Here is a 17,064-nt window from a genome sequence, read left to right as displayed (position 1 = left end):
GTGGCAGTGAACGTGGCGGGCGTCGAATCGGGCGTATCGCACAAGCAGAAGCGCAAGCGCGCCTGGAAACCGTGGCTCGCCCGCGTCGCAGTGACGACCGCCACCGGCTACGGCTACTACCTGAGCTTCGCGCCGCGCCCGCTGTGGTGGCTGGCGCCGCTCGCGTTCGCGTCGTTCGCGCTGGTCCTTCGTGGACGGTCGTTCCGCGGCGCGTTCGGCTACGGCTTCGTGTTCGGCGTCGCGTTCTTCCTGCCGCTGCTGGTCTGGCTGCAGGACTTCCTCGGCCGCGAGTTCGGGCCGGTGCCGTGGGTGGCCCTGTCGATCGCGCTGTCGCTCTACTTCGGACTCGCCGGGCTCCTGATCCGGGTCGTGTCCCGGCTGCCGCTGGCGCCGCTCTGGGGCGCGCTGGTGTTCGTCGCGCTGGAAACGCCTCGCACCTGGTTCCCGTTCGGCGGGTTCCCGTGGGGCCGGGTCGCGTTCAGCCAGCCGGAGGGCGCGTTCCTGTCGCTGGCGTCGGTCGGCGGCGCGCCGCTGGTCGGGCTCGCCGTGGTGCTCTCCGGTTTCGGTCTCGCCGCGGTGCTCGCGAAGCTCTGGAACACCCGGCAGCTGCGCGACCGCGCGCTGGTGTGGCCGGTTCTGCTCGCGGTGCTCCCGGCCGCGGCCGGGCTCGCGGTCTGGCCGACGGTCGGCACCCAGGCGCAGGACGGTTCCCGCACCATCGCCTCGGTGCAGGGGAACGCGCCGGACATCGGGCTGGCGCTGCAAGGCCAGCGCGGGGTGCTGCGCGACAACAGTCTCGTCGAGAGCTCCCGGCTCCTGGAGAAGATCCAAGCCGGGCAGGTGCCGAAGCCGGACCTGCTGCTGTGGCCGGAAACCGCGACGCCGCTGGAGGGCGGCGACCCGGGCGTCGACCAGATGGTCGCGGCCTACGGGGTGCCCGCGATCATCGGCGCGCTCGTGCGCACCCCGGACGGCGCCGCGGAGAACTCCGCCGTCGTCTGGGACCCGAAGACCGGGCCGGGCCAGCGCTACGTGAAGCAGGATCTGGTGCCGTTCGGCGAGTACGTGCCTGCCCGCGCCGTCGCGCGGCTGGTGACGCCGTTCATCGACGACACCCGGGACATGCGCCCCGGCGACGGCTCCAACGCAGCGCTGTCGGTCGCGGGCACCAAGGTCGGCGTGTTCATCTGCTACGAGACCGCGTTCGACGGCCCGGCCCGCGACGCGACCGCGGAGGGCGGCGAGCTGCTCGTGGTGCCGACGAACAACGCGTGGTACGGGCCGGGGGAGATGAGCGACCAGCAGCTGGCGATGGCACGGCTGCGCGCGGTCGAGCACGGGCGCGCGGTGGTGGTGTCGGCGATCTCCGGGGTCAGCGCGATCGTCGCCCCGGACGGGACGATCACCAGCTCGACCGGGCTTTTCACGGCGGATGCCCTGGTCGGCCGAGTGCCGCTGCGCACGCAGACTACGCTGTCGGATCGACTAGGCGTGTGGACGGAGTACGGACTGCTGGCATTGGCGATCGCGGGTGTCGTCGGCGGGTTCGTGCTCCGTTTTCGCACTCGCGGCACGACAGCAGGGGAATCGGCGGGCTGAACCCGCCGGATGCGGAGGATAGGGATGGCGCAGGCGCCGCGGGGGGCCGAAACGATCGAGCCGGTGCTGGTGGTGATCCCGACGTACAACGAACGGGACAACCTCGGCCCGATCCTCGACCGGCTGCACAAGGCACTCCCGGACGTCGACGTGCTCGTGGTGGACGACGGAAGCCCGGACGGCACCGGTGACCTCGCGGACGAGCGCGCGGAGGCGGACAAGCGGGTGCACGTGCTGCACCGCACCGCGAAGGAGGGCCTCGGCAAGGCGTACATCGCCGGGTTCCACTGGGGACTGGAACGCGGCTACGCGACGTTCGTGGAGATGGACGCGGACGGCTCGCACGCGCCGGAGGACCTGCCGCGGCTGCTGGACGCGGTCGGCGACGCGGACCTGTCGATCGGGTCCCGGTACGTGCCCGGCGGCAGCACGGTGAACTGGCCGCTGCGCCGCACGCTGCTCTCGCGCGGCGCGAATCTGTACTCGCGGATCGCGCTGGGCATCAAGGTCTCGGACATGACGGCCGGGTTCCGTGCGTACCGCCGTCCGGTGCTGGAGAAGCTGGCGCTGTCCGAGGTGGCCTCGCACGGGTACTGCTTCCAGATCGACCTGACCCGCCGCACCGCGGACGCCGGGTTCGACATCGTCGAGGTGCCGATCACCTTCACCGACCGGGAGATCGGCGTGTCGAAGATGAGCGGCGGGATCATGTCGGAGGCGTTCTTCCGGGTCGCGGAGTGGGGCGTGCAGCGCCGCCTGGCCCAGTTGAAGCGGCTGCTGGGCCGAGGGTGACGCGGCCTTACTTGAGCACCCGGTAGGTGAGGTGCTCGGCGCCCGGCGTCGAGACCGAGCCGAGCGGTTCGAACCGCACCACCGCCGGGATTCCCTGGGGAAACAGGGGAGTCCCGGCGCCGAGGACGACCGGCGCGAGGTGGATGCGCAGGATGTCGGCGAGCCCGGCGGCCAGGTACTGTCCGCAGACCGAGCCGCCGCCCATGACGACCACGTCCTTGTCGCCGGCGGCCGCGCGGGCCTGGTCGATCGCGCTCTCGAGCCCGTCGGTGACGAAGCGGAACCGCTCGCCGAGGCGCACCTTGTCCGGCGGCGTGTGGGTGAGCACGAACACCGGCGGCGACGCGCTCTGGTCCTGATCGTGTCCGTAGCCGACCTCGTCGCTCCAGCCTTGCGGGCCGTCGACGACGTCGAAAGTGTTGCGCCCCATGATGACCGCGCCGGTATCGGCGAAGGAACGCTCCAGTATCTCGGCGTCGCGCGGCGTGCGCTGGTCGAGGACCCAGGCGTGGATCACCTCCCCGTCGATGCCGAGACCGTGCTCCGGACCGGCCCCCGGCGCGGTGACGTAGCCGTCCAGCGACATCGAAATGTCCACCACCACCCGGGACGTGCCCGGCTGCCCGGCCGCTTCGGCGAGCCGGTCCATCGAGTCGCGGATCCCGCGCTCCATGCCGCTGGCCACCATCGCGTCCCGCGCTTCGACGCTCGGGTAGACCGACTGGGTGCGCACCCGGGTCCGGCCGTCGAGGTCTTCGAAGGACACGGTTTCGAGCGAGACGTGACCCGCCGCGCCCTCGTACTCGAAGGTCTGCACGATCCGTTCGTTCGTCACGACAGCGTGGAAGACGCCGTGGAAGAAGTGTTCGCCGCCGTCGGTGTCCCGGTGCAGGTAGCGGTAGCCGCCGCCGGAATGCGGGTCGAACTCGAGCAGCCGCATTCCGACGTCGCGCGGGCCGAGCCAGCGGGTGAGCAGTTCCGGGTCGGTGTAGGCGCGGAACAGCTGCGCCGGGGTCGCGTCGAAGTCGCGGACGACCTCGATGAACGGACTGCCGGGCTGGGCGGTGATCGTGGTGGGGGTCATCGGTCTTGCTCCTTCATCTCGCTGAGGACGTCGTCGAGCCGGCGGTACTCGCGTTCCCGGGTCAGCCGGTAGGCGTCGATCCAGCTGGTGAGTTCTTCGAGTGCGGCCGCGTTGAGATGGCACGGCCGGCGCTGGCCGTCCCGGCTTCGGGTGATGAGCCCGGCCGCCTCCAGCACCTGGACGTGCCGCGAAACGGCCTGTTTCGTCACCGCGAACGGCTCGGCGAGCTCGTTCACGGTCGCTTCGCCGCGGGAAAGACGGGCGATGAGCGCGCGCCGGATCGGGTCGCCGAGCGCGGTGAACGCCCGGTCCAGCCGGTCCTCGACATTGTCAACGGGCATCTTTATCAACCGATCTCTTTATCAAGCGATACATTGACTGTAAGCCGGTCGATAGGGTCGAGCAAGAGGTCGGGCGGATTCAGCGGACCTTGCGCACCGACGTCGTCGCGACGCCGACTCGGCCGCCGTCCGCTCCGGCCGCTCGCAACGGCGGCACCGGCTGCCCGGCCTCGTCGACCAGGACGGAGTGCTCCTCGCCCGGAGCGAACGCGTGCCGCTCGCCCCGCTGGCGCAGTGCCGCGACCATCGTGAACAGGTCGCGCCCGGCCGACGTCAGGGCGTAGACCTGCCGTTTGCCCGAAGCGGCCGTCTCTCGCTCGGCTCGGCACTCGGCGCGGCCGGGACGACCGCCGCGTTCGCCGCGGCAGGCTGGGCCGGCGCGAGCATCCTGCGCGTTCCTGGTGTGGGCAGCGAGCCGCCGCCCAGCGGCCGTCCGCCAGCCCAGCTCGGCGTCATCGTGGCTGAAGACATCGTGCCGAGGACGCGGAACGGCCCCCGCGGGGGGAGGTCGCGGGGGCCGTTCCTCTTCTTGGTGGGAGCCAGCTACTGGCCAAGACTCAAGCGGACCGGCTGGTCCGGCGTCCCTTGAGCTCGGCGAGACGTTCGTTCAGCAGGTCCTCGAGCTCGGGAATGGAGCGGCGCTCCAGCAGCATGTCCCAGTGCGTCCTGGGGGGCTTGACCTTCTTCTGCTCGGGCTGCCCGCCATCGACGATCTCGGACTCGCTGCCGTGCAGGCGGCACTCCCACACCGTCGGGATCTCGGCGTCGTCGGAGAACGGCACCTCGAACTCGTGGTTCTTGGGGCAGGAATAACGCACGGTACGGCGCGGGGCGAGGTCGTGATTGCGGTCGGTCTCGTAGCTGACCGCTCCCAGCCGGCTTCCACGGAGAACACGGTCGGCCATAGTGGGATCCTTTCAGTCAGCTCCGGGTGGAGCCAGGGTGATGCTCACCCTATGCAACGAACAAGGTGTCCGAAGGATTCCCGGAGCACCGTGTCGCCGCTTACGATGAGCTGCGTCACCCGTGGTCTTCAGCTTCCTCCAGAGGGAGTCTTTTCGCCGCCCGACGTGACGCGAATACCGCCTTCCTAGTGCGGATATCCCCCAGTCGGGCTAGTTAGGTTAGCGCTAGGACAACCGTAACTGACCGTGCTGGGCCACAGTGGGTCCCAGATCACCCGAGCGGAAGTGGCGTCGGCACAGTACCTGATAACGGACCGTGATCGTTTCAGCATCGGATCGTGCTGAAGCTGAAGGTTCAACTACGGAGTGTTCGGTATCTGCCACCACAACGGTGTCTCCGTCACGGAGAATCACATCGCCGCGCACCCGCGCGTTGAACCGGCCCGGCAGCCCGCACCAGCACAGCACCTCCACCTGGACCGGCTGCAGCTCGTCGGCGATCTCGAACAGCCGGGCCGCGCCCGGGAAGAGCCTGCTGCGGAAATCGGTCGCGATCCCGAAGCAGTACACGTCGATACCCGCCTCGTCGGCGAGATCGGCGAGCTGGTCGACCTGCCCGGGGGAGAGGAACTGCGCCTCGTCCACGATCAGGTAGTCCACGTGCTGCCCGCGCGCCCACTGCTCGCGCACCAGGTCCCGCACGTCGGTGCCGGGCGCGATCTCGGTCGCCTGCCGGGTGATGCCGATCCGGCTGGTGATCTGCGGCGCCCCGGACCGGTCGTGCCGGACCAGCACCAGGCCGCGCCTGCCCTGGCGCGCGTGATTGTGATCGATCTGCAGCGCCAGCGTCGACTTCCCGCAGTCCATCGGGCCGTAGCAGAACTTCAGCCGTCCCCGGGCCGGACCGTTGCGCCGGGCCCCGGCCGGCGGGGCCGCGGAAAGCGCGTCGGTGGGGTCGTCGAGAACAACGTCGTCTGCAGCGGTCACGACGCCCGACCCTATCGGGGCCTCACAGCACCTCCGGCGGACGGTTGCCGGCAGCCACGATCGCGCGCCGGACCGGCACCAACGCCACGAACACGAACCCGGCGACGAAGAACACCACCAGCGCGACGATCGCCAGCCGGAATGACCCGGTCGCCTGCCCGACCCCGGCGAACACCAGCGGCCCCAACCAGGACGTGCCCTTCTCGCCCACCACGTACAGCGAGTAGTACTGGGCGTCCTTGCCCGCCGGGATCATCTGGCTGAACAGCGACCGGGCCAGCGCGTTCGTCCCGCCCAGCACCAGCCCGATGCCCACCGCGACCGCGAAGAACTCCACCGGCTTGCGCGCCTGCACGAAATACGCGCCGCCGAGCACCGCGACCCACAGCACCAGGCTGACCAGGATCGTCCGCTTCGCACCGAGACGGCGGGCGGCGAGCCCGTGCAGGACACCTCCCGCGTAGGCGACGAACTGGATGACCAGGATGGTGACGATCAACACCTCGTCGCCGAACTTCAGTTCGTCCTTCCCGTACTGCGCCGACACCGTGACCACCGTGTTGATCCCGTCCGCGAAGAGCAGGTAGCTGCCGAGGAAGGCGAGCGTGAGCGGATACGCCTTCGCTTCGCGCAGCGTCTGCCGCAGCTCCCGGAACCCGGACCGCAGCACCGACACCCCCGGCTCGACCCCGGCCGGGACATGGACCCGGGGGAGCCGCCGCAGCGTCGGGACGGTGAAGACCGCCCACCAGATACCCGAGGTCAGGAAGCAGATCCGCACCGCGGTCGAGGTGTCCACGCCGAGTGTGTCGCGACTGAGGTAGAACGCCAGCTGCAGCGCGAGCGCGAGCCCGCCGCCGAGATAGCCGAATGCCCAGCCCTTCGCAGACACGTCATCGCGCTCGTCCGGCGTCGCGATGTCGCCCAGGAACGAGTAGTAGACGACCAGCGAGCCGCCGTAGCCGATGTTGGCGACGATGAACAGCGCCGCGCCCAGCTGCCAGTCCGAACCGGCCATGAAGAACATCAGCGCGGACGCGACCGCGCCGAGCCCGGCGAACCAGCCGAGAATCCGCCGTTTGTTGCGGCTGCGGTCGGCCACCGCGCCCGCGATCGGCAGCACGAGCACCTGCACGACCGTCGCGACCGACAGCAGATAGCCCCACATCGAACCGGCCGGGAAATGCAAACCGAACAGCGAGACGTCGCAGTGGTTCAGCTTGTCGTCCACACCGGACGCGTCGAGACAAGCCCGATCCCCGTTAAGGGTGATGTTCTGCTTCGCGTCCGAGGCCGCCACCGTGCTCATGTACAGGGCGCCGAACACCGTCGTCACCGACGAATAGAACGGCGAGTTGGCCCAGTCGTAGAAGTACCAGCCCCACCTCTCCCGCTTGCTGTCCCGGGTCTCGGCCAGCGTCATCCACGGCTCCTCAAACGGTCAGGAATCTCCAGGTCGCGCCGGAGATTACTGGCTCAGAGCCGGTCGGTACCGCCGAAGGGGGCAAACCGTGTCCGGTTCGTCGCTTCCCCCGCGCGGCGCGCCGCGCGGGGGAGAACGCGACACGCCGGTCCGGGCGTGTCGCTGCCGGGTTCCCCGGGCGTGTCATGTGAGACTCGTGAGCGTGGTGTGACTCTTGTGGTCAATGGGTCACGTGCTTAGTGTGCGTGCCATGACCACACGTGTTCGCACCGCCAGACGCGCCGCCGCTCGAGCCTTGCTGCTCGTGGTCGCCGTCCTCGGCATGGAGCTCGCCGTCGTCGGCGCCGCCTCCGCGGACCCCGCATCGGGCACCTGGGCGAAACTGCGGATGTGCGAGTCGAGCGGCCGCTACACCATCAACACCGGCAACGGCTACTACGGTGCCTACCAGTTCGACCTGTCAACCTGGCGCAGCGTCGGCGGACAGGGCCGCCCCGACCAGGCCAGCCCCGGCGAACAGGACTACCGCGCGCTCTACCTCTACCGGATGCGCGGCTGGCAGCCGTGGGAGTGCGGCGGAATGCTCGGCCTGTCCGACGACGGCGACGGACGCAGCAAGCGCGTCCCCTCCTACGAGGAATCCGCCTACATCGGCGGCGGCGGCCTGCCCGCTCCGCCCGCCCCGAACCCGAAGCCCACGCCGCCACCGCCGCCCGGCGCCCAGCCCCCGTGGCCCGGAGTGGTCTACGCCTACGGCGACTGCGCCCCGGCCCTGCGCACCTTCCAGCTGCGGATGAACGCCTACGGCTACGGTTTCGACGGCACCGGCTGCTACTACGACAAGACCCGCACCGCCGTCTTGGACCTGCAGCGCGCCAACGGCATCAACGACTCGGGCCGCCTGGGCCCGAAGACGTGGACGGCGGCGTGGGAGGGCAAGGCTCCGCGCTGAGGCCCGCCCGGGCATACCGGGCCGCCAGCTCCCCGAACGCCTCGGTCAGCTCGGCCGGGCCGACGACCTCCACCGCGGCGTCGACCCGGCCGAACGCGCCCGCCAGCCCCCGCCACGACCAGGCCCCCATGCTCACCCGGCACCGCTCCTCGTCCAGCGACACGACCACCGCGTCCGCCAGATAGCTCGCCACCTCCGACGCGGGAAGATGCACCACCACCTCGCCCCGGCACGGCCAGTCGCCGTTCTCGTCAGTGCCCTGGAACCGCGCCGCTACGAACGCCGCGACATCCGGCAACTCGCGCGGCACGAACCGAGGCCCGTTCGGCGTGCGCAGCCCCATCCGGTCCGCGCGGAAAACCCGCCAGTCGTCGCGATCCAGATCCCACGCGACGAGATACCAGCGCCGACCCCAGGTCACGAGATGATGCGGCTCCGCGCGCCGCGGCGGACCGTCCCGGTCCCGGTAATCGAACCGCAGCACCTCCCGAGCCCGGACCGCCGCGCTCACCGCGACCAGCGTCCGCGGATCCGCGCTCGGCACCGGACGCTCTACCGCGGTGAAACTCAACGCGTCCACCCGATGCCGCAACCGCGCCGGCAGCACCTGCCGGACCGTGTTCAGCGCACGCCCGGCCGCCTCCTCGATGCCTGCCCCGGTCGCGGACTGAAGCGCGATCGCCAACGCGACCGCCTGATCGTCGTCGAAGAGCAACGGCGGCAGCCGCGCACCGGCGCCCAGCCGATAGCCGCCGTCCGGCCCCTTCGCCGTGACGATCGGATACCCCAGCTCCCGCAACCGGTCGACGTCCCGCCGCACCGTGCGAGGACTGACCTCCAGCCGCTCCGCCAGCAACGCACCCGGCCAGTCCCGCCGAGCCTGAAGCAGGGAAAGCAGCGACAGCAACCGCCCGGAAGTCTTCGGCACCGGTCCATCCTGCCCGCGGAAGAGGTCAGCTCTGGTCCGCTACCTCAGACCGCCTGCCACGCGTCGCGCTCCCGCAACACCTCGCGCAACAGATCCGGCCGGTCCGTGACGATGCCGTGCACACCCAGGTCCAGCAACGTCCGCATCTGATCCGGGTCGTCGATCGTCCAGGTGTGCACCTCGAAGCCGCTGCGCACCGCGGACTTCACAAAAGCCCGGTCGACCACCTTCAACGGACCCTGCTTCACCGGCACCTGCGCGAGCCAGCCCCGCGCCAGCCTGCTCACCCCCAGCAGCGGAGCCCACCCGTTCGCCCACAGCAGGAACGCCGACCGCGGCCCCATCGCCGTCAGCAGCTCCGGACCGGCCAGCCGCCGCAACCGAGCCAGCCGAGAGTCCGAAAACGACGCCGCCGCGACCCGTCCGATCGCACCGGTCCGCTCCAGCGTCCGCACGAACGGCACCACCGCGCTGTCCGCCTTCACGTCGACGTTGAAAAACGCCTCCGGCAGCTCCTCCAGCAGATCCTCCAGCCGCGACAACGGAGCCCGCCCGCCGACCTTCACGTCCTTGATCTGCGCCCAGCTCTGCGCCGCGATCGGGCCCCGGCCGTCCGTCGTGCGGTCCAGCGTCGCATCGTGGTGCACGACGACCACCCCGTCCGACGTGGCGTGCACGTCGGTCTCGAGGTAGCGATATCCCTCGGCGACGGCACGCTGGAACGCCGGCAGGGAATTCTCCAGCCCCTCCAGTTCGCCGAGATGCCATCCGCGGTGAGCGAAGGCGCGAGGCAGCGGGTCGGCAAGGTAGGGAAACGGCGGTCGCATGTCCACAGTCTGCGCTATCGGTGTGGCCCCGTCGTGAGAACGTGATGGACAGCTAGAGTCCGGCGGGTGAGGGAACTGGCCGAAGACCCACCGCTGACCGGCGACGAACGCGTCGTCCCGCGCCGCAGCAACGCCCCGAAACACTGCGGCTGGTGCGGCCGCCGGCTGCCCGAAGCGGGCAACGTCGGCCGCCGCCGGCGCTACTGCGGCCAATCCTGCCGCCAGCGCGCCTACGAACGGCGAACCGCGCTGCAGCGCAGCGGACTGCCGGAGGACGCAGTGGTCCTCTCCGACACCGAGATCGCCGCCCTGCAGGACCGGCTGTTCCAGCTCCGCTGCGCGGCGGAAGACATCGTGACCGCAGCGCAGGACGGCGCGTCGGCAGGGGAGTTGCGAGAACTAGCAGCGGAAATCGCGGCATCGGCGCGGGATCTGGAACAGCTGCGCTGACGGCGGACTCGGGCTTTCCGGCCCGCTCCGCCGACCGGCGAGCGCACCCAGACTGCCCGGTCAGTCTGGGTGCCAAACTGTCTGGCGAGCCTCCGCGACCCTGCTTTCACCCCAGGAAGCCCGCAGAACCGCAACTAGGCCCATGAGCGATCGCTCAGCGTCCCGAAGCCCAGGGGAGCGGCAGTCCTGGGAAACCCCGACCACGGCCGCGCGCGGGATGCGCACTCGACCGCTGCCCCGGCGAATCACGCTCGCGGCGCGGCGTCCCCGGCTGCCGCGTGCCTGCCTACCTGCCCTCCGAAGCCTTCGCCAGATTCTCCAACGACGCCCGCAATCCGTCCTCCGTCGTCGCCCGCGCCCGCGCCACCCGCATCGTGTCGTTCGGGTTCAGCCCGGACCAGTCATAGGTGTGCGTCGCCTCGGTCCGGCCGCCCGCCAGCGGCACCAGCTCCCACCGCCACAGATGCCCCGGCGGCTCCGCACCCGGCTCCGACGGACGCCACGCGATCAGCCTGCCCTCCACGAACTCCACGACATGGTTCGACCGGACATTGCCGTTCGTCAGAGTCGTCGAGAACACCTCGCCGACCGCACGCACCCGCTGCCCAGGCGCGGACTCGGCCAGATTGTCGTTGCCGTCCCAAGAAGGCTGCTGCGCCGGATCGGCGATCAGCTCGAAGATCCGCTCCGCGGGAGCGGAGATTTCCCGGCTGGCGCGCACCACGCGCGCGATCTCGTCAGTCACCCGCTCATGCAACCACATCAGCCTCCCGCTGCGCGCTCGTCAAACCGTCGAGAGCCCGGTACGTCCGATTGCTCGCCGCCGCGGCCCGCTGCTCCCGGCCAGTCGCCTCGATGTAGTTCTGGCTCGTCGCCAAACTCGCGTGCCCGAGCAGCGACATGATCTCCGACGCGGTCGCACCGTCCTCCGCCAGCCGCGTGGCGAACGTGTGCCGCAACGCGTGCAGGTTCGCGCCGGTCGGCACCCGGTCGTTCAAGCCAGCCCACCGGTAACACGACTTCACCAGGTACTCCAGCGCGCCGCGTCCAATCGGATTGCCAGCCCGGTCTCGCAGCAACGGTTCGCCCGCCGGAAACCGCTGCTGCGGGAACCGGCGCCGACAGGACGCGGTGTAACCCTCGATCAGCTTCGCCATCGCCGGCTGCACCGGGATCGACCGGTCGCGGCTGCCCTTGCCGTGAACATGCAACCGCAGCTCGCCGTCCCGGCCCACCACCGAACGTGGCGTGAGCGCCCGCATCTCCGCCGCCCGCAGCCCGGCCACCAGCCCGAGCGCCAGCACCAGGACGTCCCGCTCCGGCCACGGATCCCGCGCGCGCCGCGCCCCGTCCGCCGCGGCGGCGAGAAGCTGCTCCGGGGTTTCCTCTCCTCGCAACGGTTTCGGGGTCAGCGGGGGAGTCTTGGGCCGGGCGACGGCACCCATCGGATTGCCTGCCAGCAGCCCGTCCGAAACACAGAAGGTCAGGAACTGGTTCCACGTCGACCAGGCCCGCAACACCGAGCTTTTCGCGTGACTGTCCGCGAATGCGCCGAAGGCAGCTCGGAGCGCGGTCGCGGTGAGCTCCTCAACCTCGAGCTCGTCGCGCCCCGACTCGGTCAGCAGGAGAGCGGTGATCCCGGCGAGATCCCGCCGATAGGCGGCAGTGGTGTGCGGCGAGTCCTTGCGCGGCCGCCGTGCCGCGAAGAACGCTTGCTGTGCCTCGGAAACGAGCATACGGATCTTGTACCGCACGGCACCGACAATTCCTGTCAGCGCTCCACCACTGCCGCTATCTCATATATCATGCATAATAGCGATTATGCATGAAACGGAGGTCCGGAAGGGGCTCGAGAAGGGTCAAGGGGAGCCCGGATCCCCTTGGGGGATCACACTTTCCGTCGCCTCCGGGGCACTCGTCCCAGAGGCGCATCCAGCGCCCGGGCGGTTCTATGGCAAGGCGCGGGCGGTCGATTCCAGGCTGGCCAGCAGCATTCAATCAGCTGTTCGAGTGGATGTTCTGGTCGGCTGAATCTTCCTTGAGCGCACCGAAAACGTGTCTCGGCTCCACCTTCGACGTCCTGTCAGCCAGGCTTAATTCGTCACGGTGACGAATTAAGCCTGGCTGGTCGCACCTGCTCCTGTCGGGGATGCCAGGTTTCCGTCAGCCCGACGCGTTCCGCGGCGGACATCAGGCGGGCCCGAAGCAGGCCGCCGCAAAACCTCGCGGCGCGGCTCGGTCCGAGGCGAGTCGCGAGACTTCCGGCGGTTCAACTCGTGGCCGTGTCGTGAGCGAGCCGGATGACTGCGGAAGGCGCGACGCGACCGCCGCAGAGCCTTGGAGAACCCCTCTTCAAGCTCCTGATTCGCAGGTCGACCTAACGCCGATAATGTACATTATGTCAAGTAACTGAGATCAGGCGCTGCCCCGGCCGGATCCCGCCCTCACCACGGCAACGGTCCGGCGAGGTCGACGTACGTCCCGGTCGGCCCGTCCGCGCCGATCTGCGCCATCCGCACGATCACCTCGGCACCCTGCTCGACCGACTGGCCTCCGCTGCGGTGGTTGATGTCCGTCTGCGTGTAGCCAGGCTCGACGGCGTTGATCCGGATTCGCGGGAATGCCTTCGCGAACTGCACGGTCACCATGTTCAGGGCCGCCTTCGACGCCGGGTACGCGATGCCGGCGTAGCCGTACTGATGCGAGGCTGGATCAGTCATTCTGCTCAGCGAGCCCAGAGCGCTGCTCACATTGACGACGACTGGCGTGGCTGAGCGTTGCAGGAGCGGCAGAAACGCGTGCATCATCCGGACCGCGCCGAACGTGTTGGTCTCGAAGGTCTCGCGCAGTACGTCGGCAGTGACGGCCTCGGCTCCGATCACCTCGCCGCTGTCGAGCAGTTCGGTGGCGATTCCGGCATTGTTCACGAGTACGTCCAGTCCCCCGCCGGCTTCGATGATCTTGACTGCGGCAGCCACCGAGCTGTCGTCGGTGATGTCGAGCTGGACGGTCCGTGCGCCGAGTTCTTCGGCTGCGCGCTGTCCCTTGGCGGCGTCGCGGCTGCCGAGGTAGACGGTGTGCCCGGCGGCGATGAGCCGGCGGGCGGTTTCGTAGCCGAGTCCTTTGTTGGCACCGGAAATCAGTGTTGTGGTCATGGGAATCAACGCTATGAGCTGGAGTGCGGACAAGGTCAAGGAGCGGTGGAAGGATCACCGAATGCCTCTCCCCTCGTCGACGACGCACGACTGGTCCCGCGATCACGATCCCGCGCATCTGCGGTTGATCCGGGAGAACCCGGATCGCTACGCGCCGTCCGGGAGATGTCATCTGATCTGGGAAGTCCTCGCCTATGCCGCGGACGAGGCGGAGGATCTGGGCGAGGGCCGCGCGGTGGTCGAGTTCCACCGGGACGGCTCGGTTTCGGTGACGGACTACGGCCGCGGTACGCAGACGGTCTTCGACGACGACGGGCGACCGGTCCGGAAGCCGGTCATGGCGACGAAGGACTTCCGGTACTTCGATTCTCCGCCGGCCACTCCCCTCCCGGATGGTCATCCGCGCCGCGGGTTGTCGGTGGTCGCGGCGTTGAGCGAGTGGTTGGTGCACACGAATCGGCGGGCCGAGGGCGCGTGGACGCAGCGGTATCACTACGGCGTGCCGGCGGGCGAACTGGTGGCGGTTCCGTCGGACGGGACGACTGGGACTACTGTCCGGTTCCTGCCGGCGCCGGATCTGCTCGGCGAAGTATCCGCGGAGTCGTTGCGGCCGTTTCTGAAGCAGTTGAGCGGCGTGCTCGTGGTGGAGGTGTAGGTCGCACCTCCGCATGGCCGGCTCATTGACGGAAGCTGTGAATCGGTGGTTCACTTCTTGCCGTGGCCTACCGCCGAACGCCCAAAGTGCAGGAGCGGCTCGACGCGCTCCGCGACACGATTCTCGACGCCACCGTGCAGCAACTCGCTGAGCACGGGTACGCCGGCTGCTCGGTCGCTGCGGTCGCGGAGCGGGCCGGGGTCGCGGTCGGGACGGTGTACCGCCACTTCCCCACCAAAGCCGATCTCGTCGTGCGGGTGTTCCGGCAGGTCGTGTCGCATGAGGTGGACGCGGTGCGGTCGGCGGCGGGACCGGACGATCCGGTGGCGCGGGTGGTCGCCGTTTTCGAGACGTTCGCGGTACGGGCGTTGAAGGCACCGCGGCTGGCGTACGCGTTGCTGGCGGAGCCGGTGGACGCGGTCATCGAGGCCGAGCGGTTGGAGTTTCGGCGGGTGTTCCGAGACGTCGTGGCCGAGCATGTCGCGGCCGGGGTCCGGGCGGGGCTGCTGCCCGGGCAGGACGCGGCGGTGAGCGCGGCGGCGTTGGTCGGCGCCGCGGCGGAGGTGTTGATCGGCCCGCTGACCAGCGGCGGGTCGGCGGAGGTCAGCCAGTTGAGCACGTTCGTCGTGCGGTCTTTGGGAGGTTCGGATGTCCGCCACGCATGAGGTCGTCAATCAGGTGCCGCCGTTGGCGTACGACGTCGCCGCCGATCCGGCGCTGGCGGAGGCGGTCTCGCGCACCGAGGCGGCCTGGGTGCCCGAGGAGCTGCACGAGCTGGGCCGGTTGGCCGGCAGCGAGCAGGTGCAGGAGTGGAGCCGGCTGGTCAACGAGAACGAGCCGGTGCTGCGCACGCACGACCGGTACGGGCATCGGGTCGACGAGGTCGAGTTCCATCCGCACTGGCACGACTTGATGCAGGTGGCGGTGTCGCACGGGCTGCAGGCGGCGCCGTGGCGCGACGAGCGGCCGGGTGCGCACGCGGCGCGCGCGGCGAAGTTCTATGTCTGGAGCCAGTCCGAGGCGGGGCACACCTGCCCGATTTCGATGACCTACGCGGCGGTTCCGGCGCTGCGCGCGAACGCGGAGTTGACGGCGACTTACGAGCCGTTGCTGGCCTCGACGGAGTACGACTTCGGCCTGCGTGAGCCGCGGACGAAGCGCGGCCTGATCGCGGGCATGTCGATGACGGAGAAGCAGGGCGGTTCGGACGTCCGGGCGAACACGACGACGGCGCTGCCGGTCGCGGACGGCACGTACCGGCTCGTGGGGCACAAGTGGTTCACGAGCGCGCCGATGTCGGACATGTTCCTCACTCTCGCGCAGGCGCCCGGCGGGTTGTCCTGTTTCCTGCTCCCCCGGGTTCTCCCGGACGGCAGCCGGAATCCGATCCGGTTGCAGCGGTTGAAGGACAAGCTGGGCAACCGGTCGAACGCGTCGTCGGAGATCGAGTACGAGGACGCGGTGGGGTGGCTGGTCGGCGAAGAGGGCCGTGGGGTGCGCACGATCATCGAGATGGTGAACAACACCCGGCTCGACTGCGCGCTCGGCAGTGCTTCCGGGATGCGGCTGGGCGTGGTGCGTGCGGTGCATCATGCGACGCACCGGCATGCGTTCGGCAAGGCGTTGGTGGATCAGCCGTTGATGGCGAACGTGCTGGCGGATCTGGTGCTCGAGTCGGAGGCGGCGGTGGCGGCGTCGATGCGGCTCGCCGCCGCGGGCGATCGGCGCGATGACGAACAGGAGCAGGCGTTTCGGCGGTTGGGGCTGGCGGTCACCAAGTACTGGGTGTGCAAGCGGGCTCCGGCGCATGCGGCGGAGGCGCTGGAATGCTTCGGCGGCAACGGGTACGTCGAGGAATCGGGGATGCCGCGGTTGTATCGCGAGGCCCCGCTGATGTCGATCTGGGAGGGTTCGGGCAACGTCGCCGCGCTTGACGCGTTGCGGGCGATGGGACGGCAGCCTGAGTCGGTGGCGGCGTTCTTCGCGGAGGTCGAGCAGGCTGCGGGCGGCGACGCGCGGCTGGACCAGGCCGTCGGGATGCTGAAGAAGGATCTGTCCGATGTGGACGATCTGGAGTTCCGGGCGCGCCGGGTGGTCGAGTCGATGGCGTTGGTGCTGCAGGGTTCCCTGCTCGTGCGGCATGCGCCGCGTGCGGTGGCGGACGCGTTCTGCGGCACGCGGTTCGGCGGCGACTGGGGCGTGGCTTTCGGTACTTTGCCCGCTGGAACCGACACTTCCGCGATCATCGCCCGCGCCCGCGTGTAGGCGGCGTGTTTCGGCGGTGCGGCCGGGCCGGCGCGGGCTAGGGTCCGTGCCCGTGACCGAACCTGTTTACGTGTCCGAGACCCGGACCGCCTACGACACTGTTGCCGAGTCCTATGCCGAGATGCTCAAGGATTTTCTTAAGAACGCCACTTGGGACCGGGCGATGATCACCGCGTTCGCGGAGTTGACCGGCGAGGGCCCGGTCGGCGATCTGGGCTGCGGGCCGGGTCGGCTGACCGGGTATCTCAAGTCGCTCGGGCTGGACGTGTTCGGGGTGGACCTGTCCCCGGAAATGGTCGCGGTGGCGCGGCGGACGCATCCGGACATCCGGTTCGAGGTCGGCAGCATCGCCGCGCTCGACCTGGCGGACGGATCGCTGGCCGGTGCGCTCGCCTGGTACTCGCTGATCCACACCCCGCCGGAGCAGCTTCCGGTGCTGGCCAAGGAATTGGCGCGGGTGCTGCGTCCGGGCGGGCGGCTGCTGACCGCGTTCCAGGTCGGCGAGAATGTGCGTCGGCGGATCGAGAACGCGTACGGTCACGCGATTTCCGCGGATGCGTATCGGCTGGACGTCGATTTCATGGTGAAGTTGCTGACTGATGCCGGTTTCGTCGTTGAGGCGCGGACGGTGCGGGAGCCGGGGCCGGAGTACGAGGCGACGGACCAGGCGTACCTGGTGGCGCGCAAGGCCGGGTGAGAGA

At 69.6% G+C, this 17,064-nt stretch carries 19 protein-coding genes; 8 read left to right on the top strand and 11 right to left on the bottom strand.

Annotation, left to right across the window (positions count from 1 at the left end):
- Both lnt and AMYBE_RS0111455 read left to right on the top strand, forming a co-directional pair.
- Positions 1-1,599 (top strand): apolipoprotein N-acyltransferase, encoded by a 1,599-nt coding sequence (lnt, locus tag AMYBE_RS0111460; protein ID WP_027927580.1) that lies wholly within the window; start codon positions 1-3, stop codon positions 1,597-1,599.
- 24 nt (positions 1,600-1,623) lie between these two features.
- On the top strand, positions 1,624-2,391 hold the full coding sequence (locus AMYBE_RS0111455) for a polyprenol monophosphomannose synthase (RefSeq protein WP_020659512.1): 768 nt from the start codon (positions 1,624-1,626) through the stop codon (positions 2,389-2,391).
- A 7-nt stretch (positions 2,392-2,398) separates the two neighbouring features.
- On the opposite strand, the gene AMYBE_RS43960 is transcribed toward AMYBE_RS0111455, so the two are convergent.
- The 6 genes from AMYBE_RS43960 to AMYBE_RS0111425 form a co-directional block, all read right to left on the bottom strand.
- Complete coding sequence (locus tag AMYBE_RS43960; protein WP_020659511.1) at positions 2,399-3,475, bottom strand: SRPBCC domain-containing protein; 1,077 nt, start codon at positions 3,473-3,475, stop codon at positions 2,399-2,401.
- Positions 3,472-3,816 (bottom strand): ArsR/SmtB family transcription factor, encoded by a 345-nt coding sequence (locus AMYBE_RS0111445; protein WP_020659510.1) that lies wholly within the window; start codon positions 3,814-3,816, stop codon positions 3,472-3,474. The genes AMYBE_RS43960 and AMYBE_RS0111445 overlap by 4 nt, the downstream gene beginning before the upstream one ends.
- A 79-nt stretch (positions 3,817-3,895) precedes the next feature.
- Positions 3,896-4,063, bottom strand: coding sequence for a hypothetical protein (locus AMYBE_RS41490; RefSeq protein WP_020659509.1), 168 nt, complete (start codon positions 4,061-4,063; stop codon positions 3,896-3,898).
- 310 nt (positions 4,064-4,373) lie between these two features.
- A complete protein-coding gene (locus AMYBE_RS0111435) occupies positions 4,374-4,721 on the bottom strand; it encodes an RNA polymerase-binding protein RbpA (RefSeq protein ID WP_009078445.1) in 348 nt (115 codons plus the stop codon).
- 225 nt (positions 4,722-4,946) lie between these two features.
- On the bottom strand, positions 4,947-5,708 hold the full coding sequence (locus AMYBE_RS0111430) for a thymidine kinase (protein ID WP_020659508.1): 762 nt from the start codon (positions 5,706-5,708) through the stop codon (positions 4,947-4,949).
- A gap of 22 nt (positions 5,709-5,730) precedes the next feature.
- Positions 5,731-7,131, bottom strand: a complete 1,401-nt coding sequence (locus AMYBE_RS0111425; protein ID WP_020659507.1) for an MFS transporter — start codon at positions 7,129-7,131, stop codon at positions 5,731-5,733.
- A 250-nt stretch (positions 7,132-7,381) separates the two neighbouring features.
- On the opposite strand from AMYBE_RS0111425, the gene AMYBE_RS0111420 reads away from it, so the two are divergent.
- Positions 7,382-8,083 (top strand): transglycosylase family protein, encoded by a 702-nt coding sequence (locus tag AMYBE_RS0111420; RefSeq protein ID WP_051124681.1) that lies wholly within the window; start codon positions 7,382-7,384, stop codon positions 8,081-8,083.
- Here the strand turns inward: AMYBE_RS0111420 and AMYBE_RS0111415 are convergent.
- Together AMYBE_RS0111415 and AMYBE_RS0111410 are read right to left on the bottom strand one after the other, a co-directional pair.
- Positions 8,016-9,011, bottom strand: a complete 996-nt coding sequence (locus tag AMYBE_RS0111415; protein WP_020659505.1) for a helix-turn-helix transcriptional regulator — start codon at positions 9,009-9,011, stop codon at positions 8,016-8,018. The two genes, AMYBE_RS0111420 and AMYBE_RS0111415, sit on opposite strands and share 68 nt — an antisense overlap.
- A gap of 44 nt (positions 9,012-9,055) precedes the next feature.
- The gene (locus AMYBE_RS0111410) at positions 9,056-9,838 is read right to left on the bottom strand and encodes a glycerophosphodiester phosphodiesterase family protein (RefSeq protein ID WP_020659504.1); all 783 of its coding nucleotides are present in this window, start codon (positions 9,836-9,838) and stop codon (positions 9,056-9,058) included.
- A gap of 66 nt (positions 9,839-9,904) precedes the next feature.
- Between AMYBE_RS0111410 and AMYBE_RS0111405 the strand changes: the two genes are divergently transcribed.
- A complete protein-coding gene (locus AMYBE_RS0111405; RefSeq protein ID WP_020659503.1) occupies positions 9,905-10,288 on the top strand; it encodes a hypothetical protein in 384 nt (127 codons plus the stop codon).
- Positions 10,289-10,574: 286 nt separating this feature from the next.
- On the opposite strand, the gene AMYBE_RS0111400 is transcribed toward AMYBE_RS0111405, so the two are convergent.
- From AMYBE_RS0111400 to AMYBE_RS0111390, 3 genes are all read right to left on the bottom strand, one after another.
- A complete protein-coding gene (locus AMYBE_RS0111400; RefSeq protein WP_020659502.1) occupies positions 10,575-11,033 on the bottom strand; it encodes an SRPBCC family protein in 459 nt (152 codons plus the stop codon).
- A gap of 4 nt (positions 11,034-11,037) precedes the next feature.
- Positions 11,038-12,042, bottom strand: a complete 1,005-nt coding sequence (locus AMYBE_RS0111395) for a tyrosine-type recombinase/integrase (RefSeq protein ID WP_020659501.1) — start codon at positions 12,040-12,042, stop codon at positions 11,038-11,040.
- A 690-nt stretch (positions 12,043-12,732) separates the two neighbouring features.
- The gene (locus AMYBE_RS0111390; RefSeq protein ID WP_020659500.1) at positions 12,733-13,443 is read right to left on the bottom strand and encodes an SDR family NAD(P)-dependent oxidoreductase; all 711 of its coding nucleotides are present in this window, start codon (positions 13,441-13,443) and stop codon (positions 12,733-12,735) included.
- A 61-nt stretch (positions 13,444-13,504) separates the two neighbouring features.
- Between AMYBE_RS0111390 and AMYBE_RS41485 the strand changes: the two genes are divergently transcribed.
- From AMYBE_RS41485 to AMYBE_RS0111370, 4 genes are all read left to right on the top strand, one after another.
- Positions 13,505-14,098: a hypothetical protein gene (locus tag AMYBE_RS41485; protein ID WP_154676171.1), complete on the top strand. Its 594-nt coding sequence runs from the start codon at positions 13,505-13,507 to the stop codon at positions 14,096-14,098.
- A gap of 62 nt (positions 14,099-14,160) precedes the next feature.
- Complete coding sequence (locus tag AMYBE_RS0111380) at positions 14,161-14,763, top strand: TetR/AcrR family transcriptional regulator (protein WP_020659498.1); 603 nt, start codon at positions 14,161-14,163, stop codon at positions 14,761-14,763.
- Positions 14,747-16,363, top strand: coding sequence for an acyl-CoA dehydrogenase family protein (locus AMYBE_RS0111375; protein WP_020659497.1), 1,617 nt, complete (start codon positions 14,747-14,749; stop codon positions 16,361-16,363). The genes AMYBE_RS0111380 and AMYBE_RS0111375 overlap by 17 nt, the downstream gene beginning before the upstream one ends.
- A 52-nt stretch (positions 16,364-16,415) precedes the next feature.
- A complete protein-coding gene (locus AMYBE_RS0111370; RefSeq protein ID WP_027927578.1) occupies positions 16,416-17,060 on the top strand; it encodes a class I SAM-dependent methyltransferase in 645 nt (214 codons plus the stop codon).
- The last annotated feature ends 4 nt before the right edge of the window (positions 17,061-17,064 follow it).

The sequence above is a fragment of the Amycolatopsis benzoatilytica AK 16/65 genome (assembly GCF_000383915.1).
GTDB lineage: Bacteria > Actinomycetota > Actinomycetes > Mycobacteriales > Pseudonocardiaceae > Amycolatopsis > Amycolatopsis benzoatilytica.
The sequence above is the reverse complement of the archived record's forward strand: the minus strand, read 5'-3'. Positions and strand labels throughout refer to the sequence as shown.

Excerpts from the sequence above, each read along its gene's own strand:
- AMYBE_RS0111410 (WP_020659504.1), bottom strand. The coding sequence starts at position 9,838 with ATGCGACCGCCGTTTCCCTACCTTGCCGACCCGCTGCCTCGCGCCTTC.
- AMYBE_RS0111390 (WP_020659500.1), bottom strand. The coding sequence starts at position 13,443 with ATGACCACAACACTGATTTCCGGTGCCAACAAAGGACTCGGCTACGAA.
- AMYBE_RS0111420 (WP_051124681.1), top strand. The coding sequence starts at position 7,382 with ATGACCACACGTGTTCGCACCGCCAGACGCGCCGCCGCTCGAGCCTTG.
- AMYBE_RS0111435 (WP_009078445.1), bottom strand. The coding sequence starts at position 4,721 with ATGGCCGACCGTGTTCTCCGTGGAAGCCGGCTGGGAGCGGTCAGCTAC.
- AMYBE_RS41485 (WP_154676171.1), top strand. The coding sequence starts at position 13,505 with ATGCCTCTCCCCTCGTCGACGACGCACGACTGGTCCCGCGATCACGAT.
- AMYBE_RS0111375 (WP_020659497.1), top strand. The coding sequence starts at position 14,747 with ATGTCCGCCACGCATGAGGTCGTCAATCAGGTGCCGCCGTTGGCGTAC.
- AMYBE_RS43960 (WP_020659511.1), bottom strand. The coding sequence starts at position 3,475 with ATGACCCCCACCACGATCACCGCCCAGCCCGGCAGTCCGTTCATCGAG.
- AMYBE_RS0111455 (WP_020659512.1), top strand. The coding sequence starts at position 1,624 with ATGGCGCAGGCGCCGCGGGGGGCCGAAACGATCGAGCCGGTGCTGGTG.
- AMYBE_RS0111445 (WP_020659510.1), bottom strand. The coding sequence starts at position 3,816 with ATGCCCGTTGACAATGTCGAGGACCGGCTGGACCGGGCGTTCACCGCG.
- AMYBE_RS0111425 (WP_020659507.1), bottom strand. The coding sequence starts at position 7,131 with ATGACGCTGGCCGAGACCCGGGACAGCAAGCGGGAGAGGTGGGGCTGG.
- AMYBE_RS41490 (WP_020659509.1), bottom strand. The coding sequence starts at position 4,063 with ATGGTCGCGGCACTGCGCCAGCGGGGCGAGCGGCACGCGTTCGCTCCG.